Origin of the sequence: Dactylosporangium sp. CS-047395, from assembly GCF_050942185.1 — a bacterium.
GTDB lineage: Bacteria > Actinomycetota > Actinomycetes > Mycobacteriales > Micromonosporaceae > Dactylosporangium.
The window spans coordinates 7,027,524-7,052,865 of sequence record NZ_CP192015.1; the positions used below are offsets into that span (position 1 = coordinate 7,027,524).

The following is a 25,342-nucleotide window of genomic DNA, read 5'->3' on the forward strand; positions in this document are numbered from 1 at the left end:
TGCCCGGCGTGATGGAGCTGATCCGTGAGCTGTCCGCCGGCGATCCCGCGCGGGTCGAGGCCGCGTGGCGGGAGATCGACGAGAACATCCAGCACCAGGGGCGGCTGTTCCCGGAGGCCGTGGACGCGGTGCCGCTGCTCGTCGAGGCGGCGGCGCGGGCCGTGGTCGATCGGGCGTTGCTCGTCGTGTGGGTCGGGATGCTGGCCGATCCGATGCACTCGTACGGCGACGCCCTGCCCGCCGTCCAGGCCGCGCTCAAAGCGGTCGCGGTGCCGCTCGTAGCGCTGGTCGATGACGGCGACGAGCAGGTATGCGCGGCCGCGCTCTATCTCATGATGCAGGTGGGGGCGGTACCGGGCGAGCGGGTCGCGGCGATGTGGGGCGGCGCGCGCGATCCGGAGCTGCGGGTGGCGTTGCTGTTCACACTGGCCCTCGCGCCGGAAGTCATGCGCGCGGCGCTGGGCGACGAGGAGCCGGCGGTGCGGCTCGCCGCCGCGCTGGCGTTGCAGCGGAGCGGGTCGGCGCTGCCCGACGACGTGCCGGCCGACATCGTGGACGAGCGTATCGCGCTGCCGTATCAGTGGCGGGCCCAGGCCGAGCCCGTCGTCGAGTTGCTGCTCAACGCGCCGCCCGCCCTCCAGGAGCGGCTGCTGCGGGAGCGGCCGGAGCTGTGGGCCATGGAGGAGCTGTTCCGGCGGGACCGCGGTGCCCGGTTCCGGCTCGTGCCGCTGCTCGGGCCGTTGCTCGCCGATCCGGCGACCCGGGACGAGGCCCTCGAGGTGCTGGGCAAGAGCGGTCAGGCCGCCGGACTGGTCCGCGCCGAGCTCGCCGCCCTGGCACCCGACTTCCCGGCCGCGGCGCGAACATTGACCCGGCTCGACGGCGTCCCTGAGAGCTCCACGCCGGCGGTCGTCGCGCGGGTGGCGGTCGGCGAGCTGCGGACCGTCGCGACGGATCGGGACCGGCATCGCCGCGAGCGGCTCGACGCGGCCCGCGCGCTGTGGGCCGCGACCGGCGAGACCGAGATTCCGGCCGCGGTCGCGAGCGAGTGCCTGGACAACCGGACCCTCGCGCCCGATGCGCTGGACCTGGCCCGCCTGGCCGATGCGCGGCGCTTGCGTGGCGCGATCGGGGCCTGGCTCGGGGACGACGGGCTGCCGGGAGTGGCGGCGGCGCGGGCGGCGCTGGCATTCGGTACACCCGCGGAACGGCTCTTGCCGGGTCTGTTGCGTTGCGTCGCGGGCGGCTCCCACCGGCCGGCCTTCGCCGCCGTCGAGCTGCTCGCCGAACTGGGCGACGCGTCGGTCACGCCGCGGCTGCTGGAGCTGGCCGGGCGGGATCGGGCGCTCGTCACGGCCGGCCGGGACGGTGACATCGCCTGGCACGACGACGAGCTGCGGGACCGGCTCCGCGCGGCCGCCGCCGACATCGACCGACGGCGTCGTGTTTAGCGGTACAGAGGCGTGGGAATGCAAGTTGCAGGTCGGTGCGACGAGGCGCCGGCCGTTGAAACCCCCGCCTTCGTACTGCCCTATCGACTGCGAACCGCGGGTGGCGAGCGCAACACGGGTGCGGCGGATCCGCCCGATCCGCCGCACCCGAACGTGTCCACTGTGGACTTCGTCGGGCGTGCATGCCGACCGGTCGCGATGGGTACCCAGGGCGGCATGCGAGCGCTGACCGTCGTACCGCTGCAGTCCGGCACCGCCGAGGTTCGTGACGTGCCCGAGCCCGACACCGACGGGGGCCGGCTCCTCGTGGACGGCCTCGCGCTCGGGATCTGCGGCACCGACCGCGAGATCGTCGCCGGCGAATACGGCTGGGCGCCGCCCGGCCACGACCGGCTCGTCCTCGGCCACGAGTCGCTCGGGCGGGTCCGCCGCGCGCCCGAGGGGTCCGGCTTCGCGGCGGGCGACCTCGTCGTCGGGATCGTCCGGCGGCCCGATCCGCGGCCCTGCCCCGCCTGTGCGCACGGCGAGTTCGACATGTGCCGCAACGGGGAGTACAGCGAGCGGGGGATCAAGGAGCTCGACGGGTACGGCAGCGAACAGTGGAGCATCGAGCCCGACTATGCGATCAAGCTCGATCCGGCCCTGGCCGAGACCGGGGTGCTGCTGGAGCCGACGTCGGTCGTGGCCAAGGCCTGGGACCAGGTCGAGCGGGTCGGGTCGCGGGCCTACTTCGCGCCGGAGCGGGTGCTCGTCACCGGGGCCGGGCCGATCGGGCTGCTCGCCGCCCTGCTCGGCGTCCAGCGCGGGCTCGACGTGCACGTGCTCGACCGCGCCGAAAGCGGGCCCAAGGTGCGGGCGGTGGAGGCGCTCGGTGCGACGTACCACAGCGGGCCGGTGAGCGACGTCACCGAGGGCCTGCGGCCGGACATCATCATCGAGGCCACCGGGGCGGCGTCGGTCGTTTTCGACGCGATCGCCGGGACCGGGGCCTACGGCATCGTGTGCCTGACCGGGGTCTCGTCCGCCGGCCGCAGGATCTCCGTCGACCTCGGCGAGGCCAACCGCAGCATGGTGCTGGAGAACGACGTGGTGGTCGGCTCGGTCAACGCCAACCCGCGGCACTACACCGCGGCCGCGCAGGCCCTGGCCGCCGCCGATCCGGGCTGGCTGGCGAGCCTCATCACGCGGCGGGTGCCGCTCGATCGGTTCGCGGAGGCGCTCGAGGCGCGGCCGGACGACATCAAGGTCGTGCTCACACTGGGCCGGTGAGCACGTCGCTCATGTTGAGAATGCCGAGCAGCCGCCGTACTCCGGACGGCGCGTCGAGCACCACGAACCGCTCGCCCAGCCGCTGCCGGACGGCCAGCAGCACCGCCAGGCCCGACAGGGAACAGAACGTGACCCCGCCGAGGTCGGCCTCGACGCGCGCGTGACCGTCGTCGACGGCCGCCTCGAACGCCCCGCGCAGCAGGTCGGCGTTGGCCGCGTCCAGGTCGCCGCGGACCGACATCCGGACGATCCGCGGGGACTCGCGCCGCACGACGGTCGTGACTTCCATGCTCTCGAAGTTCATGCAGCATCACCGTCGGTCACGGTATGCCGCGATCGCGGAACGTGAGTACAGCTTCGAGGCCGCGAAACGTCAGACAAAGGGCTTACCCGATGCCGGGTAACCCTTCAGTAGGGGTTCCCGGTGCCCGGCAGTCGACCCGGAGCGCGCCACTTGGCCGACATCGGCGGCGTGTCGGCGTGCGCGCGGTGGGCCATGCCGGCCGCGAGCTCGCGCAGCGCGTCGGTGGCGTCGACCGTGGCACGCCAGCCCAGCTCGGTCGCGGCCCGGGTGGTGTCCATGATCGGCGCGCTCAGGGCGAGCTGCACCCACCCGGCGTCGACCGGCTGCAGATGCATCCGCCACGTCACGGCGGCCGCGGTGCGCAGCACGCTCGACGCGACCGGAACCGTCCGCCCGTGGAACATCTCGGCCGCGACGCTCGGCGTGAGCACCGGATCGGCCGCGATGTTGAAGGCACCGCGCACCTCGGACGTGAGCGCCCGCGCGTACGCGTCGGCCACGTCGTCGGCGTGCACCGCCTGCAGGCGCAGCCGCGGATTGTCCGGAATGACCGGCACGCGCCCGAAGCGCAGCAGCCGGACCGGGACGAGCGGCCCGAGGAAATAGCGCGCGATCTCGGACCCGGCATCGCGCTGGAAGATCAGCCCCGGCCGCAGCCGCACCACGCGCAGCCGGTCCTCGACCGCGTCGAGCATGCCTTCGAGCGTCACCTTGTCCCGGCTGTACGACGAGGCCGCCACCCCGGTCGCCGGCCAGTCCTCGGCGACGCGGCGATCCTTGGGCCCGGGCGCGTACACGCCGACCGAGGACGCCACGACGAGCGCGCCCACGCCGGCCTCGACGGCGGCGTCGATCACGGCCCGGCTGCCGTCCACATTGGTCCGCCGCAACGCCGTCCGGTCGTGGCTCGGCTGGATCTGCCACCCGAGATGCACCACGGCGTCGGCGTCCCGGAAGATCCCGGTCAGCTCGCCGACGGCCTGCGGGGCGCCGATGTCACAGGAGCGCCAAACCATCCCGCTGTACTCCGCGCCGCTCGGCAACCGCCGCGCGACTCCCACGATGCGGTGGCCGCCGTCGGCCCGCAGGCGGCGCAGCAGCGCGGTGCCGGCGTTGCCCGACGCTCCGACGACGACCACTCGCAACGTCATCGCCTCCTCAGGCCCGGCCGCCGGCGCCGCTGTCGGCCCCGCCGTCGTGCACCGCCGGGTCGGCGCCACCGTCGGCCACGCCCTCGTCGGCGCCGCCGTCCGCTCCGCCGTCCTCACCCTCGACGTTCGCGCCGCCGTCGGCGGTACCCTCGTCGGGCGCCGCGCCACCGTCGGCCCCACCGTCGTGCGCACTCGGCACGGCGCCGCCGTCGGCCGGTCCCTCGGCTCCAGCTGCGCTGGTGGTCGTGATGTCGTCGTCGTTGAGCGCCATGCTTGGCTCCTTGATGATCGGCGGGGTCTCCGGCCGTGCGGCCGGTCGATCACCCGATACCCCGCCCCGAGCGGGCCAATCGGGTTAATCCGCCTACCGGTCCTCGCCCGCGGCGCCGCCGGGCCGCAGGCGGTGCGGGTCGACGGCGCGGTCCGGGAAGCGCCGCAGGTACTCCGCCTCGAGTTCGGCCGTGCGGGCGTCGTGGTTGGCCAGCGCCTGCTCCGAACCGTGGCGGAACGTGTCGTCGCGGGTCTCGTGCAGGTGGCGCAGTTCGCGCGACAGGTCGGTGTCGTCCAGTCCCTCGGGCGGCACCCCACCGGTCGTCGAGGCGGCCCCGTCGCGCGACTTGAGCTGGGCAAGCGCCTCACTCGCCTCGTCGTACGCGTACTCGCCCTCCGGCAGCGCGTCGACCGCGTCGATCACCGCGCCCGGCGCCTCGGCGGCCACCGCGTGCCGGTGGATCTCCTCCCGGGTGACGCGCTCGTTCCCGGCGTACACCGCGTCGAGCAACTTTTCGACCTCGTCCATGCCCGGTGGGTTACCCCCGCTGGCGGCGAACCAACAAAGTGAGTACGGTTCGCCGATGACCGAGGTGACGGCCGGCTGCACGCTCGCCTTCGACGTGACCGCCCCGGCCGAGATCGTCCTGCAGATCGCCGCCGCCCACCGCCCCGGCGTCACCGTGACCGACTCGCTCGCCGCCACACTCGACGGCGCCGACGTTCCGGCCACGCTGGTCGAGTCGCGCGACGGCGGCCGGCTGCACGTCCTGCGCCCCGGCCCGGGCCGCCTGGAGATCACCTACGACGTCCAGGCGAGCCTCTCCCCCGCGCCCGCCGAGGTCGCACCCTTGGCGCGCATCGAAGCCCTGCGCCCCAGCCGGTACTGCCCGAGCGACCGCCTCGCCCCCTTCGCCACCCGCCAGTTCGGCGCGATCGACCCGTTCGACGCCGCGGCGGTGCGCGAGACCGTGGCCGCGGTCGCGCGGTTCGTGCACGAACGGACCCTGTACCAGCCGGGGGCCAGCACCGGCACCACCGACGCCGCCGACACGCTGCTCACCGGCGCGGGCGTCTGCCGTGACTTCGCGCACCTGGTCGCCACGCTGCTGCGCGCGCTGGACATCCCGGCGCGGACGGCCGCGGTCTACGCACCGGGCCTGTCCCCGATGGACTTCCACGCCGTCGCGGAGGTGGCGATCGACGGCGTCTGGCGAATCGTCGACGCGACCCGTCTCGCCCCGCGCCAGAGCCTGCTGCGCATCGCCACGGGCGCGGACGCGGCGACGACGGCGTTCGCCACGGTGCAGGCCGGCACGGCGGAGCTGTCCACGCTGGACGTTCACGCCATCGTCGTCGGCGACCTGCCCCTGGACGAAGGCACCGCCGAAATTACCGTGCCCTGATCCCGGCCGGTGGTCAGTGGGGATGGCCGGCGCGGTGCTCGGCCAGGATGTCGCCGCCGAAGTCCGCCGCGGGCCGGCGCAGCACCGTGTGGGCGTGGTTGCCGTCGGCGGTCGTGTTGTCGAACTCGATCAGCAGGTCCGGCCCCTGCACCCGGTAGTAGTACCGTCCGCCCCGCGCGGTCTGCCCCTCCCAGGCGAAGCTGAGCGAGTCCCGGTCCACGGCCGGTGCGACGTCCGCGGGTAGCCGCTCCAGATAGACCGCGACCAGCTCGTCCAGCCGCTCCCGGGCCACCGCGGGCAGCTCGGCCGCCGCGATGCCGGGCGGCGGCGGGACCACGTCCGCGCGCGGGCCGCTGTAGATGTCGACCGGCGCCTGTGGCTTGCGCACCACCTGGGCGAGCAGCGACTCCGGGAGTTCGGCGAGCAGCTCGAACCCGAGATCCTCCTCCGGCCCGAGCGGCCGCAGCACCGGACGGCCCCGGTAGTGCGTCGCGAGGGGATTCGCCCCGAGGAACACCGGCGTCGGCGACACCGCGTCGCCGTCGAGGGTCATCGTGACGGACACGTGGTGCCCCTCGAACCGCCAGCCCCACCGCCCGGCGGGATCGGGATCGCCGAACACGATGACGCGATAGTCGTCACTGTGCCGGCCGCGCGTGTACCCCTCGCGGCGATCGAGCACCTCCTCGAGCGCCACGACCCCCATCGCCTGCGCGAACGCGTGCGGCCGCAGCGCCGTGGCGAGCAGCCGGTGCGCGGCCTTGCGCCCGTCGAGCTCCAGCTCGTGCAGCGAGACCCCGGGCCGCGGCGCCGGCCGGTACTCGATCCACCGCCGCTGCCCGTCCTCGAACGGCACCCGCACGCTCGTCGGCGCCGCCCGCAACAGCCGCGACGCCTCGTCCCGCATGGCCGCGGCAGTCGTCGTCATGGGTCCAGTTCTACCCGATCCGGGAGAACATCGGCGCGAGCGTTGTGGCCGCCCGGTCGACGTCGCCGCGCACGGCGGTGCGCAGGGCGGCCGGCTTGTCGTGCGGGTGGCGTCGCAGGCTGGCCGCTTGGACGCGCCACAGGCCGGCCAGGGCCACGGCGGCGATGTGCGCCTCGGGTGACCAGTCGGCACCGTCCGCGCTGGCGGCCAGCAGCTCGGTGATCGCGCCGGTCAGGCGGTCGCTCATGTCGTGCTGGTGGGCCCGCAGCTCGGGCGTGCTCGTGCTCAGCTCGCGGAAGCGGCGCACCTGCTCGCTCGCCGCCGCCGGGTCGGGCTGGGCCGACAGCCAGGAGACGAGGGCGTCCAGCTCGGCGTCGAGGACGGCGAGCGCGGCCGGCAGCGGGGCGGTGGCCGGGTCGGCCAGGGCCGTGCGCAGCGCGGTGAGGGTGTCGTCGAACCGGTCGAGGAGCAGCGACTCCTTGGTCGGGAAGTAGTTGAAGACGGTTCGTTCGGACACCCCGCACGCGTCGGCGATCTCGGCCACGCGCACGGCGTCGAAGCCGCGCTCCAGGAACATGTGCGTCGCCGTGGCCGAGAGCCGGGCGCGCAGCTGCCGTTTCTTGCGCTCGCGCAGCCCGCCGCCCTCGGGCAGCCAGGTGACCGCCGTGTCGCTCACCCCGCCACTGTACTTCAGTCACTGCAAAAATCCTGCTACCGTGAACTTGCAGTCGCTGAAATTTTCTCCGGGGAGGGTGCGTGGCTCTACTGCAGGCGGTCGGGGTGATCCTCGCGGGATTGCTGGCGGGTGAGGAGTTCATCGTCCGGTACGGCGTGCAACCCGCCCTGCGCGCGCTCGACGACCGCGCGCACATCCGCGCCCGGGTGGCGCTCGTGCGCCGGTTGCGGGTCGTGGTGCCGGCGCTCATGCTGCCGACCGTCGCGGTCGCCGTGGCCGTGCTCATCGGGGCGGGCGGCGCCGGAGCGGGCTGGCGGTGGGCGGGCCTGGCCGCCCTCGTGGCGTTCCTGCTCTTCTCGTTCCTGGGGACGGTTCCGATCAACATGAAGGTCGTCGACTGGGACGCCGACGCGCCGCCCGGGGACTGGCGGGCGGTCGTCGAGCGGTGGCAGCGCATCGACGTGCTGCGCTCGGCGGCGGCGATCGTGGCGTTTGCGTGCTTCGTGGGGGCACTGGCGGTACAACTGGGATAGGTTTTGGCTTTGGTTCTGGTGGGAACGCGAGCTGCGGCGATCGGGAGGAGTGGGGCGGGGTGACGGCGGACGGGCACGTGAACGACCCCGAGGCGCTGCGCGCGGAGATCGTGCGCACCCGCGCGGCGCTCGGCGAAACGGTCGAGGCGCTCGCCGCCAAGGCCGACGTGAAGGCGCGCGCGAAGGCCGCGACCGACCGCACCGTGCACCGCGCCGCCGCCGGCCTGCATGAGCGGCGCACGCAACTCGTCCTGGCCGCCGGCGCGACCCTGCTCGTGGGCGCGGTCATCGCCCTGATCGTCCGCGGTGCCCGGCACCGCTGAACATCGCTACCCCCAATGAGGAGATCATGATGAAGCTGCTGCCCATCGCGGCCGGGCTGGCCGTCGGGTACGTGCTCGGCACGCGCGCCGGCCGCGCGAAGTACGAGCAGATCGTCGACAACGCCCGCCGCGTGCGGGACAACCCGACGCTGAGCCAGGTCGGCGAGGCCGCGCGCAACCTCGCGAACCCGCCCTCCGCCGTTTAGCCCTGCCGCCTAAATCCCCCGCTGCCCCGGCGGCGGGGGTCAGGTGCTCAGGAGCCGCTCGGCCACGTCGAAGGCGTCCTCGCCCGCGGTGCGATTGGCGGACAGGAAGGCGTGCACGTCCGGGTCCGCCGGGTCGGGGACCGGGCCGCACGCCGAGATCCCGCGCAGCTCGCTGAACAGGCATACCACCCGGCCGCCGGTCGTGGCGGCGCCCGCCTCGTGCAGGCTCTCGCACCGCTTCCACAGCCGGCCCAGCCGGCGGGCGGCCGCGGCGTTGTCGGTGTACACGCCGCCCCAGCCGACCTGCATGAAGACGGCGAGCGGGCCGCAGACGAGGTGATAGTTCACCGCGTACGAGTTGACCCCGTGCCCCGCGTGGCTCACCGCGACGTAGTCGGGCACCCGGCCGGCCAGGACGTCGGCGGGAAAGTCGCCCTCGAACAGGTACATCGCGAACGCGTCGATGTCGCGCGTCGCCCAGCACCATTCGCGCACGGCCCGCAGCTGCGCGCGCATCGGCTTCGGGATCGGGGGCAGCGGCAGGCGGCTCGTGACGAACGCGGCCACCATCTCCGCATAGGGTGAGCCGTCGGTCCGCACGCACAAGATTGTGCGACCCACCGCCACGGCGACGCAATGGATCGTCAACGCACCTACCACAATGCGCGAACGCCACCTGGCCACTCGACCCTATTGCGCCGCCGCCGCGCGGACCGAGGCGGCGGCGTCCCTGGCGACCGCCGGCCAGTCCGCGCCCAGCGCCGACCGCGCGGCCGCGTCGAGGGTCGCGCCCTTGCGCACGACCTGGGTGAAGAACGCGAACAGCCTCGCCTCGCCGAAGTGCTGGGCCAGGTAGGTCACCGCCAGCAGCGCGATGCCGTACCGGGCGACCGCGTCCTCCAGCTTCGTGCCGTCCGCGGGCGGGCCGAGGGCGACGGTGCCGTCCCACCGGCCGGCCTCGAGGTACGCGCGCACCGAGTCGAGGTCGTCGCGCAGGGCGCCGCCGTCGCCGTTCGCGACGTACTCGGCGATGCCCTCGGTGAGCCACCATCCGGCCGCCGGCGGCCGGTTGCCGTCGAGGGTCACCACGTGCGCGAACTCGTGCGTCATGAGGGTGCGGACCGAGGCCTCGCCGCGGACCGAGCCGCGCGCGACGATCACCTCGGAGGTGCCGGGCTGCAACGGGATCGTGTACGCGGCGGCGTTCTCGGTGTCGCTGTCGTACCAGCTCGTCCACTCCTGCTCACCGGCGACGTACACGAGGTAGCGCGGCGGCGGCCCGCCGAACGAGGTCGCGACCCGGTCGTCGACGGGCGCGGCCGCCTCGGAGGCCTTGAGCAGCCGGTCGAGCACCGTGTCGTCGATCGACTCGGGGCCGGCCACCGTGACCCGCTCGCCGTTGCGCACGGTGAGCTTCGTGGTGTCCCACGGACGGTTCGTCTGCTCGTACCCGGCCAGTCGCACCCGGCCCCGCTCGACCGTCCACTCGGTGTCGACGAGCAGCGGGATCGGCGTGCAGTCCGGCCCGTCGAAGCAGTATCCGACCGCGACCGGCAGCCGCCAGACACCGTTGACCTGGCTGGGGATGCCGTTCGTGGTCAGGTCCCAGCGCCGCACGGCCAGCGCGGTGAGCGAGTCGAACCGCCGCCCGGCGCGCTCGCGCACCTCGGCGCCCGCGTCCGGGAACGCGGCCAGGTACGCGTCGCGATCGCCGTGCAGCATCGCCGCCGACTGTCCCTTGAGGACGGCCTGGATCGCGTACAGGGGATTCTCCCCCGCCTTGACGACGTTCCCGGCGCGGGCGAACGCGACCGCGGCGTACGCGGTCGGCGCCGAGCCCAGGGTGACCAGCTGGGCGGTGAGGATCGCCGCGGCCGCCACCACGGCGGCCGCCAGCGCCACCAGGGTGCCGGTGCGGGATCTCGTCATGGCGGCACCGTAAGCCCGCCCACCCGACCCCGGCGTCACGCGCGCTCGGGCTGGCACTTTTCCGGGAATAACCCGGTGCGGCGGCGGCCGGGCAGGGCCTAGACTCGGGGTCGGTCACGGTGCGCAGCCGGCGGATACTTCTGGCATATTCCGGTTCGAATCCGAAAACAGCCGCCGGCGCCTGGATCTCGCGACCACTCGAGGAGCGCATGACGCAGCTGCGGGAACGCCCGTGCCGGCTGGACGACGCCGCGGCCATCGCCGACCTGATCAACGCGGCCATGGTGGCCGGCGGCGGGCGGGGCGGCTACGCCGCGTCCGAGGTCGAGCAGGAACTGCGCCGCTCCCCCGACACCCGCGCCCTGCTCGACCCCGACGATCGCCTGATCGCGGCCGCCCTCGTCCCCCGCCCACCCGAGGGTGGCGACCACGTGGAGCTCATCGGCGCCGTCGACCCGGCCCACCGCGGCCAGGGCATCGGCCGCGACCTGCTGGCCTGGCAGCTCGCCCACGCCGGCACCTGGGAACCACAGGTCATCGCGGCCGTGAGCGACACGCACGCGATCAGGCTGTTCGAACGCGCCGGGTTCACCCCGATGCGCTACTTCCTGGAAATGTCCGCCCCGACCGGCGTCCCGGCGATCCCCGCACCCGGCACCGTCCGGATCACCGGCTTCGACCCTTCCCAGACGCAGCAGTTGTACCGTGTGCACGCCGACGCCTTCCACGGTCTCTGGGGCCACCAGGAACAGAGCTGGGCCGAATGGTCCGCCGCGACGGTCGACGCCGCGCATTTCCGCCCCGAGCTGGCCCGCCTGGCGATGGTCGACGACGCGATCGTCGCGTACGTGCTGCCGTACGACCGCGGCACCCTCTACATCGGACAGGTCGGCACCGCCCAGCCCTGGCGCCGCCACGGCATCGCCGCCGCCCTGCTGACCTCGGTCCTCGCCGCCGCCGAACAGGCCGGCTACCGGACCGCCACCCTGGACGCCGACTCCGCCAACCCGACCGGCGCCCCGGCCGTCTACACCCGCGCCGGGTTCGTCGTCGACCAGCACATCGCCGTCTACCGCCGCACGCCCGCCACGACCAGGTTGTGATCGGACCGGCCACCGCCGTCCGCGATGAGCACCAGATACTCGCCGGGATCGGCCAGCTGCTGGGCACCCGCGCGCACGGTGGGCACCCGCGGATACCGGAACGCGTGCACGGCCCGATCCCGAACGGCCGCCCGCAGCGCCACGAGCAGATCCCCGCTCACCTCCTGCAGCGCCACGACATCCGCGTCGCGCGCCGCGACCAGGTCCGCGACGGCGGCGGTGCGCAGGCGCTCATCGGGCCACTGCGCGACCGTCTCGTCGGCATGGTTCGCCGCGTGCACCCGGTGCAGCACGTTCCACGTCACCACCGTGATCACCCGGCCGACCCTATCGGCCGCTTCTCGAACCAGTGGTGGGCGTACGGCTCGTCGTTGAAGGCGGGCACCTCCCGGAACCCGGCGCTGCGGTACAAGCCGATCGCCTCCCCCAGCGACGCGTTCGTCTCCAGGCGCAGGGCGGAAGCGCCGTCCGCGGCGGCCGTGGACTCCAGCTCGGCCAGCAGGCGGCGGCCCAGGCCCAGGCCGCGCACGGTCGGGGCCACCCACATCCGCTTCACCTCGGCCGGGGCGCCGGGGTGGAACTTCAGCGCGCCGCAGCCGACCGGGGTGCCGTGCAGGGTCGCCACCAGCAGGACGCCCGCCGGCGGGGTGAGTTCGTCGTCGGCGGCCGAGATGCTGCGGGCCGGGTCGAAGCCGGCCCGGAAGCGTTCGGCGAGTTCCGCGTAGTACGCCGCGATGCACCGGCGGGCGTCCGGGTGGCGCGGGTCGAGCGGGGCGATGTGCACCATCGAGGCCAGCAGCAGGCGCTCGACCTCGGCCATCGCGGCCACGAGGCGGTCGCGCTGGCCGGGGCTCAAGGGTTCGAGGATGGCCGCGGCCTGTTCGTCCGAGCGGCGGTCGAGCACCGATCGCTCATCCAGGCCGGCCCGCGTCAGCCGTACCGTGCGCACCCGCGCATCGGCCGGGCTCGGCGCCACGACCACGAGGTCGTCGGCCTCCAGGGCGCGCAGGAGGCGGCTGAAGTACCCCGAGTCCAGATCCAGCCGCGCGCGCAGTTCGCGCACGTCGGTGGCCTCGGTGCCGATCTCCCACAGCAGCCGCGCCTGGCCCAGCGGGCGGTCGCGGGCCAGGAAGGCGTCCTCGAGCGCGCCCACCCGCTGCGTGACCGTGCGGTTGAAGCGCCGCACCTGACCGATCGCCCGCACGTCCATTCTCTGACTTTAGTCAGCGAATGCCCGGCGCGCCAGATGCTGTAGAACAGCGCCATGCGCGTGCTGTTCACCGCGGTACCCATCCATGGGCATCTCCTGCCGCTCCTCCCGCTCGCCGAGGCGGTCGTCGCGGCCGGGGACGAGGTCGCGGTGGCCGCCCCGCCGGCGCTGGCGGGGCTGGTCGGCCGGCTGCCGGTTCTGCCGGGCGGGCCGGACATCGCCGACCTGCTCGCCGAGAACGACCGGCGCACCGGCGGCGCGGCCATGCACGAAAACGTCGCGCCGGTGGCCGAACTGTTCGCGGGGACGCTCGTCGACGTGACGTTCCGCGCGACGCTCGAGCAGGCTCGCGCGTTCGGGGCGCGGGCCGTGGTCGCCGACGAGTACGACACGATCGGCCCGATGGTCGCCGCCGCGCTCGGGGTGCCGCTGGTCCGGCACGCGATCGGGCTGCCGGTCTCGCCGCCGGCGCTCGGGCCGGCGATGGAGGAGCGGCTCGCACCCCGGTACGCGGCGCTCGGGCTGTCCCGGCCGCGGCGGACGGCGCTGGTCGATCCGTGGCCGCCCGCACTGCAGGCCGCGGGCTGGACGCCGGCGCGCGACCGGCTGCCGATCCGGCCGCGGGCGTATGCCGGTTCGGGCCCCGCCGAGGTGCCGCCGCCCGGGTCGCGGCCGCGGGTGCTCATCACGCTCGGCACGGTGCTGCTCGATGCGGCCATGCTCGACGCGCTCGTGGACGCGGTGGCCGCGCTGGACACCGTGGACGTCCTCGCGGCGGTGCCACCGGGCGTCGAGCACGCGCTGACCGATGCACGGGCGAATGTGCGGTTCATCGGATTCGTACCGATGGCGCAGGTCCTGGCTTCCGGCGTGTCGGCCATCGTCGCGGCCGGCGGCGCGGGCACCGTCCTGGCCGCGATGAGCCACGGCATCCCGATGGTCCTGTGGCCGAAGGGCGCCGAGAAGCCGATGAACGCCGAACGCGTGGCGGCCGCCGGCGCCGGCCTCGTGGTCGACGACCCGGTCCGCTCGGCCGAGGCCGTTCGGGAAGTGCTGACCTCCCCGGTGTACCGTCTGAGCGCCGAACGCATCGCCGGCCAGATCCGCGCCGCGCCCGAACCCGACCAGGTATGGCGGACGTTACGCGCTCAGCGGCTGCCCTGAATGCGCACGACCTCCGGGCGGCGGTCCCGGGTGTGCGGGCCGCCGCCGCCGCGATCGGCGCCTGCGCGGGCTAGCGCGCGGCGAGCCACTCGTCGTAGGTGATCCCGCCGATGCGGGCGCCCGGCGAGGTGACCAGGGAGTCGTCGGTGATGGAAGCGCCGAAGTAGGTGGCCGACGGGTCGGTCACGATCTTGGCGTTGCCGCCGACGGCCTTGCGCACGAACTCGTCCAGGCCGATCTTCTCCGGGCCGCCCAGCTCGACGTAGCCGTTGACCGGCGGGGCCTGCACGGCGTCGGCGACCGTCGCGGCCACGTCGTCGGCGGCCACCGGCTGGAGCTTGGCCGGGGTCAGGTGGGAGGCGCCGTCGGAGCCGACCGACGAGGCGGCGATGCCCGGCGCGAACTCGAAGAACTGGGTGGCCCGCACGATCGTGTAGGGCACCGGACCGTTGGTGATGAGCTCCTCCTGCGCGACCTTGGCCCGCAGGTAGCCGCTGGTCGGGACCCGGTCGGTGCCGACGATCGACAGCGCGACGTAGTGCCGCACGCCGGCCCGGGCCGCCGCGGCGAGCAGGTGCGTCGTCGAGGTGCGGAAGAACGCGAGCACGTCGTCGTCGGCGAACGACGGCGAGTTGGTCACGTCGACGCAGGCGTCCGCGCCGGCCAGCACCTCGTCCAGGCCGACGTTGGCGATGGTGTCGACGCCCGAGCTCGGCGACGCGGAGACCGCCTCGTGCCCGTCCGTCTGCAGCAGGGCGATCAGCTTGCGACCGATGAGTCCGGTGCCGCCGAAGACCACGACCTTCATGACTGTACCTCCAACTCGGACAACTTTTATCCGAGACAGACTCTACCCGGACACAACCTGTCCGAGTCAAGTAGGATGGGTGGGTGAAGATGTCGGGTGGCGTCGAGTGGGCGCTGCACTGCTGCGTGGTGCTGACCGCGGCGCGCGGGCCGGTGCCCGCCGCGCGCCTGGCCGAGCTGCACGACGTCTCGGGCAGCTACCTCGCCAAACAGCTGCAGAGCCTGGCCCGCGCCGGGTTGATCCGCTCGGTGCAGGGACATGCCGGCGGTTATGCGCTTACCCGCGATCCGGCCGACATCACCGTGCTGGACGTGGTCGAGGCGGTCGACGGGGCCGGTCCGGCCTTCGTGTGCACGGAGATCCGCCAGCGCGGCCCGCTCGCCACCCCGGCCGAGGCCTGCACCACGCCCTGCCCCGTGCACCGCGCGATGATGACGGCGGACGAGGCCTGGCGCGCGGCACTGCGGGGCCAGACGATCGCGGACCTGGCCGTCAACGTGACGGCCTCCTCCGGCCCGGCCACGTTCGACATCGTGCGGGAGTGGCTGGAGACATGAAATAGGGCCGGCGCCACCCCACACTCGGCGCCGGCCCAGCTTCAGCGGGACCCGACATACGTCAACACGCACGCCGGGCCCCGATGGTTCACTCCAGCAGCCGCACGATCACGTGCTCGTCGCCCGCATCCGCCTCGACGCAGACGTCGGTGCCGCCGGAAGCCAGCCGACCGGCGTCGACGGCCGCCACCGCGGTGACGCCGGCCAGCTGCACCCGCCAGGGCGCCGCGCTCCCACCGCGGCGCACCTCGACGACGGTGCCGGCCCGGCGCACGGTGAACGTGGCGGCGGGCCGGCCCTGCGGGGTCGGAACCTCGACGGTGACGCTGTCGCCGTCGCCGAACTCGAACAGGCGCAGCGTCACCCCGTCGTCGTACTCGTAGTCGGGGCGGTCGTCGCGCGCCCCCAGTGCGATGACCGAGCCGGGCCGGGCCAGCACCGGCAGGTCGCCGAGCCCGTACCGGCGCCGGACCCAGCCCGGCCCGGTCAGCACCTCCCCGCTGCGCAGGTCCGTCCAGCGACCCGCGGGCAGGTAGAACGTGGTATCGCCGGCGGCGCTGAACACCGGGGCGACGAGGATCGCGTCACCGAGCATGTACTGCCGGTCGAGATGCGCGCAGCCCGGGTCCTCCGGGAACTCGAGGGCCATCGGGCGCATCACCGGGACACCGTCGCGGTGGGCGGTGACGGCGGCGGCGTAGAGGTACGGCATCAGCCTCGCCTTGAACCGGGTGAACTCGCCCAGCGTGGCGACGGCGGTCTCGCCGAACAGCCACGGCACCCGGTAGGACTCGTTGCCGTGCAGGCGGCTGTGCGAGGACAGCAGCCCGAAGGGGATCCAGCGGGTGAAGACCGCCGGGTCGGGGGTGCCCTCGAAGCCGCCGATGTCGTGGCTCCAGAACCCGAACCCCGACATCGCCAGGGACAGCCCGCCGCGCAGGCTCTCGGCCATCGACGGGAAGGTCGACTCGCAGTCGCCGCCCCAGTGCACCGGGAACTGCTGGCCGCCGGTCGTCGCGGAGCGGGCGAAGAGCACCGCCTCGCCCTCGCCGCGGTGCTCACGCAATAACGTGAAAACGGCCTCGTTGTACAGATGCGTGTAGTAGTTGTGCATGCGCAGCGGGTCGGACCCGTCGGCCCAGGCCACGTCGGTCGGGATCCGCTCGCCGAAATCGGTCTTGAAGGCGTCCACGCCGAGATCGAGCAGGGCCCGGAGCTTGCTCTGGTACCACGCTGTCGCCGCCGGGTTCGTGAAGTCCACGAGGCCCATGCCCGCCTGCCACAGGTCCCACTGCCAGACGTCGCCGTTGGGGTAGGTGACCAGGTACCCGGCCGCCGCACCCTCGGCGAAGAGCTTGGAGCGCTGGGCGATGTACGGGTTGATCCAGACGCAGATCTTCAGCCCTCGCGCCTTGAGCCGGGCGAGCATGCCGGCCGGATCCGGGAACGTCTCCGGGTCCCACTCGAAGTCGCACCAGTGGAACTCGCGCATCCAGAACGTGTCGAAGTGGAACACCGACAGGGGCAGCCCGCGCTCGGCCATCTCGTCCACGATGGACGTCACCGAGGCCTCGTCGTAGTCCGTGGTGAACGACGTCGACAGCCACAGCCCGAAGGACCAGGCGGGGGGCAGCGCCGGGCGGCCCGTGAGCGCCGTGTACTTGCGCAGGACGTCCTTGGGGCTCGGGCCGTACACGACGAGGTATTCCAGGATCTGCCCGGGCACGCTGAACTGCACGCGGGACACGGCCTCGGAGCCGACCTCGAAGGACACCGGGCCGGGGTCGTTGACGAACACGCCGTAGCCGCCGCTGATGACGTAGAACGGCACGTTCTTGTACGCCTGCTCGCTGCTCGTGCCGCCGTCGGCGTTCCACACGTCGACCGTCTGGCCGTTCTTGACCAGCGGGCCGAAGCGCTCGCCGAGGCCGTACACCGTCTCGCCGACGCCGAGCTCCAGTTGCTCGCGCACGAAGTGACCGTCCACCGTGGACAGCGCCGCCATGGCCTTGCGGGGACTGGTGGTGAGCACCCGGCCGCCGGCCGTGAACTCCAGCCGCCACTGGTCGCCGAGGGCGAAGCGGGCGCTGAGCTCACCGGAGGTGAACGTGGCGTGCTCCTCGTCCCGGGTCACCTTTGGCGAGGCGGCCGGGTCGGCCTCGACGCGGAAGTGCGGCCCGCGGTCGACCCCGCCGGCGTACCGCGTGATGCGCACCGCGATCACGTCCGGCGCCGGGGCGGTGCACCGCACGGTCAGCAGCGGCATGTTGAGCGTGTCCCCGCGGTCCACCACGCGCTTGGCCGGCGCGTAGACCGTGAGCCGGTCGGCGCGGACCTCTACGTCGCGGACGTGCACGGGGTACTGCGGCTCGACGCCGTCGCGCAGCCGCCAGTACCCGTCGGTGAACTTCATGCGGGCTCCCTCATTTGACTGCCCCTGCGGTCACGCCCCTGGTCAGGGTGCGCTGGAAGATCAGGAAGAACAGCAGCGCGGGCAGGATGCCCAGCAGCGCCGACGCGCTCGTCGCGGTGGCGTCGAGGTCGTGCTCGCCCTGCAGCAGGGCGAGCGCGAGGGGCACGGTCTGGTTGCTGTTGGAGACCAGGAAGACGAGCGGGATGAACAGCTCGTTCCAGGTCCAGACGAAGAAGAACGTGAACAGCACCGCGAGGGTCGGGCGGCTGACCGGGGCCACCACGCGGACCAGGGTGCGCAGCCGGCCGGCGCCGTCCATCGCGGCCGCGTCCAGCAGCTCGGGCGGGAACTCGGCCAGCACGGAGGAGAGCAGGAAGGTGCCGAACGCGCTCTGGATCGCCGTGAAGATGACGATCACGGTGAGCTGGGAGTCGTACAGGTCGACCTCGGTGGCGATGTGGTAGAGCGGGTAGATCAGGCTTTCCTGCGGTACCAGATTGGCCACCAGAAATGCGGCCAGGAACCAGCGCCGGCCGCGGATCCGCCCGATGCCGAGGGCGTAGGCGTTGAGCAGCGAGAAGCCGACGCCCAGCACCGCGACCGAGCCGGAGATCACGGCGCTGTTGAGGAGGCTCTGGCCGAAGTTCGCGCGAATCCAGAACGCCTTGATGCCCTCGAACGACACGTGGGTCGGCAGGCCGAGGGGGCCGACGGCGGCGTAGTCCTGCGGGGTCTTCACCGCGTTGACGAGGATGAGCCAGAACGGCGCGATCACGATGAGCACGACGGCGACGAGTGCGACGAGCACGAGGTGTTTCCTCATCGCGACTGTACCCGGATGAAGGCGAACGTCAGCGCCACGATGAGCACCGCGAGCACCGTGGAGATGGCGGACGCGTAGCCGACGTTGACGGTCTGGAAGTACTGCTGCCACGCGAAGTACGACGGCACGAGGGTGGCGTTGCCGGGCCCGCCGCCGGTGAGCACGAAGATCTGGGCGAACACCTTGAGCGCGGCGATCGTCGTGGTGATGAGCACGACGCCGATCTCGGGCCGGATCTGGAACAGCGCGATGCGGGTGAAGCGCTGCCACCAGCCGGCGCCGTCGAGCGAGGCGGCCTCGTACAGCTCGGGGTCGACCCGCTGCAGCCCGGCCATGAACATGACCACCGGGTAGCCGATCTGCACCCACACCATGACCGCCATGACGGTGTACAGCGCGTAGTGCTCGTCGCCCAGCCAGTTGCGGGCGAGGCCGCCGAGGCCGAGCCGGTCCAGGATCGAGTTCAGCACCCCGTAGTTCGGGTGCAGGATCCAGCCCCAGACGATGCCGGTGACCGCGAGCGGCAGCACCTGGGGCAGGTAGAAGCCGGAGCGCAGCGCCCGGGCGGTGCGACCACCCAGGCGCGGCGCGACGTAGTCGAACAGCAGCGCGGCGAGGAACAGGCCGAGCAGCGTCGGCACCACCGCCATCGCGACGATCATGAACGCGATGTTCTTGAACGAGAGCCAGAACCTGTCGTCGTGCAGCAACCGGTCGTAGTTGGCCAGGCCGGTCCAGCGCGGGGTGCCCACGCCGGACCACTCCGTGAAGCTGGTGCCCACCGTCATGAGCAGCGGCACCGCCACGACGAGCGCGCACAGCAGCGCACCCGGGACCAGGAACGGCCAGTAGCCCTTGCGACGGGTCATCACTTGCCGACGTTCGCCAGGTTGTCGTTGTACGGCTTGGCGATCTCGTCGAGGACCGCGTCCGGCTGGGCCGACCCGTTGATCAGCTTCTGGGCGCCGGCCACGAGGACGTCGTAGTACCCGGGCGCCGGCCAGTCGGGGTAGAAGGCGAGGCCGTCCTGCTCGGCGATCGTCTCGTAGTTGGCGATCAGCTCCTTGCTCTTGGCATCGGTGATCTTGTCCGTCTGCGCGGCGACCGGGATGCCGCCGGAGTTGCCGAGCAGGTTCTGGATCTCGGGTTTCATCGTGATGTCGATGAAGTCGTACGCGAGCTGCTTGTTCTTCGCCTTGGCCGGCACCACCCACAGGTTGCCGCTGGAGCCCGGGTAGAGCTTGCTGCCGGGGAACAGGAACGTGCCCCACTGGAACGAGGCCTCCTTGACCATCCGGCCGTACCACCAGCTGCCGGAGATCATGATCGGGGACTTCTGCTGCCCCCAGGCCTGCCCCATGTCCTCGGCCTTGATCCCGGCCGAGTTCTTGTCGATCCAGCCCTTGGCCACCCAGTCGCGGAACGTGTTCGCCGCATAGGTCCACTGTGGACCGTGGAAGTCCACCTTGTTCTTGTACAGCTGGTAGTCGTCGACCCAGCCGCGGTCCGCCTTGGACAGGGCGAGCGAGTAGAGGATCTGCTGGGCCGGGTACTCCGCGCCGCCGAGGCTGATCGGCGTGATCCCGTTGCTCCTGAACGTCTGCATCGCGGTCTCGAGCTGCTCGAGGGTCGTCGGGACCGGCACGTTGTACTTCGCGAAGAGGTCCTTGTTGTAGTACGCCATCACGTACTCGGCGTAGTTGGGCACGCCGTACCACTTGCCGCTGCCCATCACGCCGCGCGGGTCGTACTTCGCGGTCGTGGCGAGCCCCGGGCTGAGCGCCTTGCTCCACCCGCGCTTGTCGGCCTCGGCCGAGACGTCGGTGAGCAGCCCCTGCTTGGACAGCAGGCCGGCGCTCGCATTGCCCTTGTTGTACTCCATGACGTCGGGCGCGTCGTTCGAGTTCAGGATCATGCTGGCGTTCTGCCGGATCTGCTCGAAGCCCTTCTCCTCGAACGTCACCTTCACGCCGGGGTGGGACGCCTCGAACTGCTTGATCGCCTCGGTCCAGGCGATGCCCATGGCGCTCGCCGGGCCCTCGTAGTGCCAGAGCTTCAGGGTCTTGCCGTCGCCCTGCGCCTCGTCGCCGCCACCACAGGCGGCGAGCGAGCCGGTCAGCGCGAGTACGGCCGCCGCGACAACAGCGGCGCTGCGGGTGCGCGTGAACACGTCTGCTCCTGATGTAGGGGTGTTGGAGCGCAGCGGTTTTCGCCGCTTCACGGCTTCCGATGGGGTTTGTTCGAAATCCTGTCGAAGCGCTTCGACAGTGAAGCTACGAACTGCCGGGCGGCTTGTCAACAGTTGGCTTTCCCGCCGCAGCGTGCGCCGGGTCCGATCAGGAAACTTCCGCGCCGTTCACCCCGGGACGCCGGCGCCGAGGCGCTTGGCGACCGCGTCACGCACCTGGCTCATGGTGGGCGCGGGCCGTTGCGCGTCGTCGGCGAGCTTGCGCAGCGACGTCATCGTGACGCCGTCGAGGCGGCAGGCGACGAACCGCTCGTACACGCCGAGGTCGGAATCGACGTTGATGGCGAACCCGTGGCTGGTGACGCCACCCCGGATCCGCATACCGATCGAGACGATCTTGTGGTGCCCGGGTGTCCACACCCCGACGAGGCTGTCGCCGCCCTTGGGCGTCTCCCGCCGCACCGCGGGGACGCCGAGATCGCCGAGCGCGTCGATGAGCGCGAGCTCGAGCCACCGCACGACGTCACCGGGCCCGCCCTCGCGCAGGTTCATGATCAGATACCCGACGAGCTGGCCGGGACCGTGATAGGTGGCATGGCCGCCGCGGTCGACCTCGATGACGGGGAGCGATCCGTCCCGGGGCAGATCGGACAGTGCGGTGTGCCGCCCGTAGGTCACGACCGGCGGATGCGTCAGCAGGAACAACCGGTCGGGCGCGGTGCCGGCCTGGCGTTCGGCCACCCAGCCGCGCATGGATTCGGCCGCCTCCAGGTAGTCGACCTCGCCCAGGTCGACCCGCATCATCTCCGCCACGCGTCCATCATCCCTCGCCGACAGTCGGGGCGTTCCCGCTCAAGTCGGGCAGCGCGCTGCCGATCGGACCGAAGTGAGTGTCGGACTGCGCGGCCGGCTCGGGGAGCGGGCGCGGGCACGCCTGCTCGCCGCGGCGTTCGACCGCAGTCCGGTGGCGAGGGCCGTCCTCAGCCTCGACCCGAAGACGCTCGGCGTGATCGTCGACCTCAATCAGGCGTTCGCCGACCTCGTCGGGCGGCCGGCCGAGGCGCTCGTGGGACACGTGGGCACGGTGGTGTTCCCGGCCGCGGACGAGGCGGCCTGGCTGGCCACGCTCGGTGAGCTCGGGCCGGACCCCGGCCGATCGATATCGGTCAGGCGGCCCCTGCAGCGGGCCGACGGGGCCCAGGTCTGGGCCGCCATCCGCGGTACGGCCACCCGCGACACCGACGGCGCCGCCTATCTGCTGATCGACGCGGCCGGGATCGAGCCCGGGATCGAGCCCGGGATCGAGCCCGGGATCGACCTCGGTGCCGCGGCTGAGGGCCGGGTCGGGTCGGAGCAGGCGTTCGAGGACTCGCCGCTGGGCATGGTCGTCGCCGGGGGCGACGGCCGGTTCCTGCGGGTGAACGCCGCCTTCGCGCGGCTGCTGGGGCGGCCCGCCGAGGCGTTGATCGGCAGCACGTACGCGTCGATCACCCACCCCGACGACGTGGCCGACAGCGACGAGCGGCAGCGGCGGGTCCGGGCCGACCCGGGGTCGGTGCAGAGTTTCGAGAAGCGGTTCGTGCGCCCCGACGGCAGCGTCGTCTGGGCCTCGCTCAGCCTGACCACGATCGCCGGCGATGATCCGGGACGACAGCGGCGGCGGCTGGTGCAGGCCGAGGACATCACCGCGCGTAAGGTCGCCGAGGCCAAGGCCGAGCGGGCCCTGCGGCAACTGGAGATGACGATCGCCGTCCAGCGCGACGTCACCGTGGCCGCCGCCGACCGCGACGCGGCCCTGCGGCTCATCGCCCGGCGCGTCCTCGACGTGCTGCCGGCCGCCGACGTCTCCACGGTGCAGCTGCTCGACCCGTCCCGGCAGGCCCTGCGCGTCGCCGCCGGGACCGGGATGCTCGACATCCCGCCCCACCTGCGCATCCCGCTCGACGGCTCGCTGCCCGGCCACGCCATCCGCACCCGGAGCACCGTGCGCAGCGACGACACCCGCACCGACCCGCGGGCCTCGCCCGCCGTCCGGGCCGCCGCCGGCGGCCGATCGGTCCTCGCCGCGCCGCTGCTGGGCCCGGACGGCACGCTGGGGGCGCTCGTGGTGTCGTCGCGGGAGCCGGGAGCGTTCGACGACGCGGACGCGCAGCAGCTGACGTTGCTCGCCGACGCGCTCACCGGGGCGCTCCGGCACGCCGACGCGGCCGATCGGCAGCGGCAGCTGCTGACCCAGGCCGAGCGGACGAACGAGGCGCTCGGGAGCGCGAACGCCGCGCTGGAGAAGGAGCGGGCCGCCGCCGTCGCGGCCGTCGACCGGCTCGAACGCAGTGAGCGGCGCTTCGCCGAGCTGTTCGAGCACTCCCCCGTCGCCATGGTGGTGGTCTGGCTGCGCGGCGCGGAGCGGGGGCGGATCTCGATGGCCAACCCGGCGTTCGAGGCGCTGCTCGGATACTCGCCCGTGCGGGCGCGCGGGATGCACGTCACCGACTTCCTCGCCGACGCGGCGCCGCACATCGAGCCGGCCATGCGGGCGCTGGCGGACGGCAGCGACGTGCGGACCATCCGGTCGTCGGTGCTGCGGTGCCACGACGGGTCGACCGTGCCCGCGGCCAGTCACACCTCGGTCATCGTCGGTGACGACGGGCAGCCCGAGTCCGCCGTCGTGCAGATCCTCGACGTGACCGCGCAGCACGCGGCGGCCGCCACGGCCGAGCGGGAGCACCGGCGGCTGCGGGACACGTTGCGGGCGCAGCGGGACGTGATCGCCGGGGCGGGCGACCGGGAGGAGACGCTGCGGCTCGTGGCCGATCATGCGATCGGGCTCTTCCCGACGGCCGACGGGGCGCTCGTCGAGCTCGTCGACGGGCCGGCCGGGCTGCGGCACGCGGCCGCCGCCGGGGTCGTCGACGGGGACGCCGCCCTGGTCGCGCCGCTGCACGCGGCCGGGCGCACGATCGGGACGGTGCAGGTCACGGCCGGCGCCGCCGGGGTGTTCGACGAGGCCGACGAGCAGCAGCTGGCGCTGTTCGCCGACGCCGTCAGCGCCGCGCTGCGCCACGCCGACGACGCGGCCGAGCTGGCCTCGCGCAACCGCGACCTCGAGGCGGCCAATCGGCTCAAGCGGGACCTGATCGGCATGCTCGGGCACGAGATCGGCAACCCGCTGGCGGCGATCTTCGGGTACACGGAGCTGTTCGAGGACTGGGCCCACCTCGACGAGCAGCGCCGGGCGAAGATCATGTCCGGGATCGAGCGGCAGGCCCACCGGCTGGACGAGATCGTGCAGGAGGTGCTGCTCATGGTGCGCGCGGACGCGGGGACGCTGCGGGCCGAGCGGGTGGCGCTGCCGGTATGCGAGCAGATCCGGACCGCCCTGAGCGCCGCCGGGGCCGAGCAGCTCCCGTGCACCGGGCCCGACGCCGTGGTGCTGGCCAGTCCGCAGCACCTGCAGCACATCCTGACGAACCTGATCTCCAACGCGGCCAAGTACGGCGGCGGGGCCACGGCGGTGCGGACCGAGGTCGCCGGGGACCGGGTGCGCATCCGGGTCGAGGACCGGGGGCCGGGGGTGCCGGAGGAGTTCCGGGCCCAGCTCTTCCAGCGGCTGGCCCGGGCCGATCGCGATGCGGGCAAGGTCCGCGGGACCGGGCTCGGCCTGTACATCGTGCAGAGCCTCGCCCAGGCCAACCACGGCGACGTCCGGCACGAGCCCAACCCCGAGGGCGGCGCCGTGTTCGTCGTGGAGCTCGAAGCCGCCCGCTGACGTGCTAGACGACCGCCACCGAGACGGCGCAGACGGGGCGGGCCGGGCCCGGGCGCGCGGTCCAGATCGAGATGCCCGTGCCCGGCAGGACCAGGGCCGCCTCCTCCTCGGCGACCTCGTGGCCGGCCGCGGTCAGGGCGGCCCGCACGTCGGCGGCGGTGCGCGGGCGCGACGGCAGCAGGTTGACCCCGTCGAGCATCACCGAGCCCGCGCGGGTGACGGTGACCCGGGTGGCGCGGGCCAGGCCGTCGTAGCCGACCGTGAGGCCCTCGTCGAAGAACTGGTCCTCCGCCGGGTACCCGAGGATGGCCACGCCGCCGTTGCGGGTCGCGCGCACCTCGTCACGGGCGGTGCCCAGGGCGAGGGCGGTCAGGCCGGCGCCGGGCAGCACCGTGTAGGACGTCAGCGGCGCGACCGCCTCGGTGCCGGCCTCGAACTCCGCGACCCGGGCCCCGGCGCGGCGGGGTGCGTAGGCGGTCACCACCTCCACCTCCCGGCTCTCCGAGAACAGCACCGCCGCTCCCCCGGCCACCACCCACCCGGCGTCGTCGCGGGTCACCGCCACCCCCGCCGCGCGCAGGGCGGCCACCACGTCGCGGGTCTTGCCGTGCAGGGGTACGCCCAGGTGATGTACCCCCACTGGCTGATGAATCTCGATGCAGTAGAGCCCCTCGCCGGGCCCGCACGTCAGCTGCACGCCGTCGGGACAGTCGTCGGTGAGGTCCACGGCGCCGGCCCCGCGGCGGAACGGCCGGCACGTGCCGAGGGCGGCGCGCAGCTCCCCGCGCGGGGTGCCGAACCGGAACGGGCCGATGCCGCGTCCGGGGGCGACCCACCAGTTACGCTCGTCCATACCCCGGCACT

At 73.1% G+C, this 25,342-nt stretch carries 27 protein-coding genes; 10 read left to right on the forward strand and 17 right to left on the reverse strand.

Going from position 1 to position 25,342, the window contains the following annotated elements; genetic code table 11:
• Positions 1-8 precede the first annotated feature (8 nt).
• Positions 9-1,451, forward strand: a complete 1,443-nt coding sequence (locus ACQP00_RS33115; RefSeq protein WP_433202868.1) for a hypothetical protein — start codon at positions 9-11, stop codon at positions 1,449-1,451.
• A gap of 216 nt (positions 1,452-1,667) precedes the next feature.
• Positions 1,668-2,720 (forward strand): glucose 1-dehydrogenase, encoded by a 1,053-nt coding sequence (locus ACQP00_RS33120; protein WP_433202871.1) that lies wholly within the window; start codon positions 1,668-1,670, stop codon positions 2,718-2,720.
• Here the strand turns inward: ACQP00_RS33120 and ACQP00_RS33125 are convergent.
• The 4 genes from ACQP00_RS33125 to ACQP00_RS33140 form a co-directional block, all read right to left on the reverse strand.
• Complete coding sequence (locus ACQP00_RS33125) at positions 2,704-3,024, reverse strand: STAS domain-containing protein (protein ID WP_433202874.1); 321 nt, start codon at positions 3,022-3,024, stop codon at positions 2,704-2,706. The genes ACQP00_RS33120 and ACQP00_RS33125 overlap by 17 nt on opposite strands.
• 104 nt (positions 3,025-3,128) lie before the next feature.
• Complete coding sequence (locus ACQP00_RS33130) at positions 3,129-4,169, reverse strand: NAD-dependent epimerase/dehydratase family protein (RefSeq protein WP_433224075.1); 1,041 nt, start codon at positions 4,167-4,169, stop codon at positions 3,129-3,131.
• 13 nt (positions 4,170-4,182) lie between these two features.
• Complete coding sequence (locus ACQP00_RS33135; RefSeq protein ID WP_433202877.1) at positions 4,183-4,446, reverse strand: hypothetical protein; 264 nt, start codon at positions 4,444-4,446, stop codon at positions 4,183-4,185.
• Between the two features lie 93 nt (positions 4,447-4,539).
• Positions 4,540-4,974 (reverse strand): DUF6158 family protein, encoded by a 435-nt coding sequence (locus ACQP00_RS33140; protein WP_433202880.1) that lies wholly within the window; start codon positions 4,972-4,974, stop codon positions 4,540-4,542.
• A 55-nt stretch (positions 4,975-5,029) separates the two neighbouring features.
• On the opposite strand from ACQP00_RS33140, the gene ACQP00_RS33145 reads away from it, so the two are divergent.
• On the forward strand, positions 5,030-5,851 hold the full coding sequence (locus tag ACQP00_RS33145; RefSeq protein WP_433202883.1) for a transglutaminase-like domain-containing protein: 822 nt from the start codon (positions 5,030-5,032) through the stop codon (positions 5,849-5,851).
• A 13-nt stretch (positions 5,852-5,864) separates the two neighbouring features.
• On the opposite strand, the gene ACQP00_RS33150 is transcribed toward ACQP00_RS33145, so the two are convergent.
• Positions 5,865-6,758: a DUF3500 domain-containing protein gene (locus tag ACQP00_RS33150; protein WP_433224077.1), complete on the reverse strand. Its 894-nt coding sequence runs from the start codon at positions 6,756-6,758 to the stop codon at positions 5,865-5,867.
• 31 nt (positions 6,759-6,789) lie between these two features.
• Entirely contained in the window at positions 6,790-7,455 is a 666-nt protein-coding gene (locus ACQP00_RS33155) for a TetR/AcrR family transcriptional regulator (RefSeq protein WP_433202886.1), read from the reverse strand.
• 80 nt (positions 7,456-7,535) lie between these two features.
• Here ACQP00_RS33155 and ACQP00_RS33160 point away from each other — a divergent pair, with 80 nt between their 5' ends.
• From ACQP00_RS33160 to ACQP00_RS33170, 3 genes are read left to right on the forward strand one after another with little or no spacing between them, the layout of a single operon-like run.
• Positions 7,536-7,988, forward strand: a complete 453-nt coding sequence (locus ACQP00_RS33160; RefSeq protein ID WP_433202889.1) for an anthrone oxygenase family protein — start codon at positions 7,536-7,538, stop codon at positions 7,986-7,988.
• Between the two features lie 59 nt (positions 7,989-8,047).
• The gene (locus ACQP00_RS33165) at positions 8,048-8,311 is read left to right on the forward strand and encodes a DUF3618 domain-containing protein (RefSeq protein ID WP_433202892.1); all 264 of its coding nucleotides are present in this window, start codon (positions 8,048-8,050) and stop codon (positions 8,309-8,311) included.
• 26 nt (positions 8,312-8,337) lie between these two features.
• A complete protein-coding gene (locus ACQP00_RS33170) occupies positions 8,338-8,517 on the forward strand; it encodes a hypothetical protein (protein WP_433202895.1) in 180 nt (59 codons plus the stop codon).
• Between the two features lie 39 nt (positions 8,518-8,556).
• On the opposite strand, the gene ACQP00_RS33175 is transcribed toward ACQP00_RS33170, so the two are convergent.
• Together ACQP00_RS33175 and ACQP00_RS33180 are read right to left on the reverse strand one after the other, a co-directional pair.
• Entirely contained in the window at positions 8,557-9,117 is a 561-nt protein-coding gene (locus tag ACQP00_RS33175) for a hypothetical protein (protein WP_433202898.1), read from the reverse strand.
• 90 nt (positions 9,118-9,207) lie between these two features.
• Positions 9,208-10,446, reverse strand: coding sequence for a hypothetical protein (locus tag ACQP00_RS33180; RefSeq protein WP_433202901.1), 1,239 nt, complete (start codon positions 10,444-10,446; stop codon positions 9,208-9,210).
• A 209-nt stretch (positions 10,447-10,655) separates the two neighbouring features.
• Here ACQP00_RS33180 and ACQP00_RS33185 point away from each other — a divergent pair, with 209 nt between their 5' ends.
• Positions 10,656-11,549, forward strand: a complete 894-nt coding sequence (locus tag ACQP00_RS33185; RefSeq protein ID WP_433202904.1) for a GNAT family N-acetyltransferase — start codon at positions 10,656-10,658, stop codon at positions 11,547-11,549.
• Here the strand turns inward: ACQP00_RS33185 and ACQP00_RS33190 are convergent.
• On the reverse strand, positions 11,516-11,866 hold the full coding sequence (locus ACQP00_RS33190; RefSeq protein ID WP_433202907.1) for an endonuclease/exonuclease/phosphatase family protein: 351 nt from the start codon (positions 11,864-11,866) through the stop codon (positions 11,516-11,518). The genes ACQP00_RS33185 and ACQP00_RS33190 overlap by 34 nt on opposite strands.
• Positions 11,863-12,759: a bifunctional helix-turn-helix transcriptional regulator/GNAT family N-acetyltransferase gene (locus ACQP00_RS33195; RefSeq protein ID WP_433202910.1), complete on the reverse strand. Its 897-nt coding sequence runs from the start codon at positions 12,757-12,759 to the stop codon at positions 11,863-11,865. The genes ACQP00_RS33190 and ACQP00_RS33195 overlap by 4 nt, the downstream gene beginning before the upstream one ends.
• 54 nt (positions 12,760-12,813) lie before the next feature.
• Here ACQP00_RS33195 and ACQP00_RS33200 point away from each other — a divergent pair, with 54 nt between their 5' ends.
• Positions 12,814-13,923: a glycosyltransferase gene (locus ACQP00_RS33200; RefSeq protein WP_433202913.1), complete on the forward strand. Its 1,110-nt coding sequence runs from the start codon at positions 12,814-12,816 to the stop codon at positions 13,921-13,923.
• A 70-nt stretch (positions 13,924-13,993) separates the two neighbouring features.
• Here the strand turns inward: ACQP00_RS33200 and ACQP00_RS33205 are convergent, their stop codons facing one another.
• A complete protein-coding gene (locus tag ACQP00_RS33205) occupies positions 13,994-14,731 on the reverse strand; it encodes an SDR family oxidoreductase (RefSeq protein WP_433202916.1) in 738 nt (245 codons plus the stop codon).
• A gap of 89 nt (positions 14,732-14,820) precedes the next feature.
• Between ACQP00_RS33205 and ACQP00_RS33210 the strand changes: the two genes are divergently transcribed.
• Positions 14,821-15,288, forward strand: coding sequence for an RrF2 family transcriptional regulator (locus ACQP00_RS33210; RefSeq protein ID WP_433224079.1), 468 nt, complete (start codon positions 14,821-14,823; stop codon positions 15,286-15,288).
• Positions 15,289-15,376: 88 nt separating this feature from the next.
• On the opposite strand, the gene yicI is transcribed toward ACQP00_RS33210, so the two are convergent.
• The 5 genes from yicI to lipB all read right to left on the reverse strand — a co-directional run bounded on the left by yicI (position 15,377) and on the right by lipB (position 21,516).
• A complete protein-coding gene (gene yicI, locus ACQP00_RS33215) occupies positions 15,377-17,701 on the reverse strand; it encodes an alpha-xylosidase (RefSeq protein WP_433202919.1) in 2,325 nt (774 codons plus the stop codon).
• Between the two features lie 10 nt (positions 17,702-17,711).
• The gene (locus ACQP00_RS33220) at positions 17,712-18,524 is read right to left on the reverse strand and encodes a carbohydrate ABC transporter permease (RefSeq protein ID WP_433202922.1); all 813 of its coding nucleotides are present in this window, start codon (positions 18,522-18,524) and stop codon (positions 17,712-17,714) included.
• Positions 18,521-19,393, reverse strand: coding sequence for a carbohydrate ABC transporter permease (locus ACQP00_RS33225; protein WP_433202925.1), 873 nt, complete (start codon positions 19,391-19,393; stop codon positions 18,521-18,523). Before ACQP00_RS33225 ends, ACQP00_RS33220 begins: the two co-directional genes overlap by 4 nt.
• Complete coding sequence (locus ACQP00_RS33230; protein ID WP_433202928.1) at positions 19,393-20,694, reverse strand: ABC transporter substrate-binding protein; 1,302 nt, start codon at positions 20,692-20,694, stop codon at positions 19,393-19,395. Before ACQP00_RS33230 ends, ACQP00_RS33225 begins: the two co-directional genes overlap by 1 nt.
• A 186-nt stretch (positions 20,695-20,880) precedes the next feature.
• Positions 20,881-21,516 (reverse strand): lipoyl(octanoyl) transferase LipB, encoded by a 636-nt coding sequence (gene lipB, locus ACQP00_RS33235; RefSeq protein ID WP_433224081.1) that lies wholly within the window; start codon positions 21,514-21,516, stop codon positions 20,881-20,883.
• 82 nt (positions 21,517-21,598) lie between these two features.
• On the opposite strand from lipB, the gene ACQP00_RS33240 reads away from it, so the two are divergent.
• Complete coding sequence (locus tag ACQP00_RS33240; protein ID WP_433202931.1) at positions 21,599-24,478, forward strand: PAS domain S-box protein; 2,880 nt, start codon at positions 21,599-21,601, stop codon at positions 24,476-24,478.
• Positions 24,479-24,482: 4 nt separating this feature from the next.
• On the opposite strand, the gene ACQP00_RS33245 is transcribed toward ACQP00_RS33240, so the two are convergent.
• Positions 24,483-25,331: a hypothetical protein gene (locus ACQP00_RS33245; RefSeq protein WP_433202934.1), complete on the reverse strand. Its 849-nt coding sequence runs from the start codon at positions 25,329-25,331 to the stop codon at positions 24,483-24,485.
• Positions 25,332-25,342: the final 11 nt, after the last annotated feature.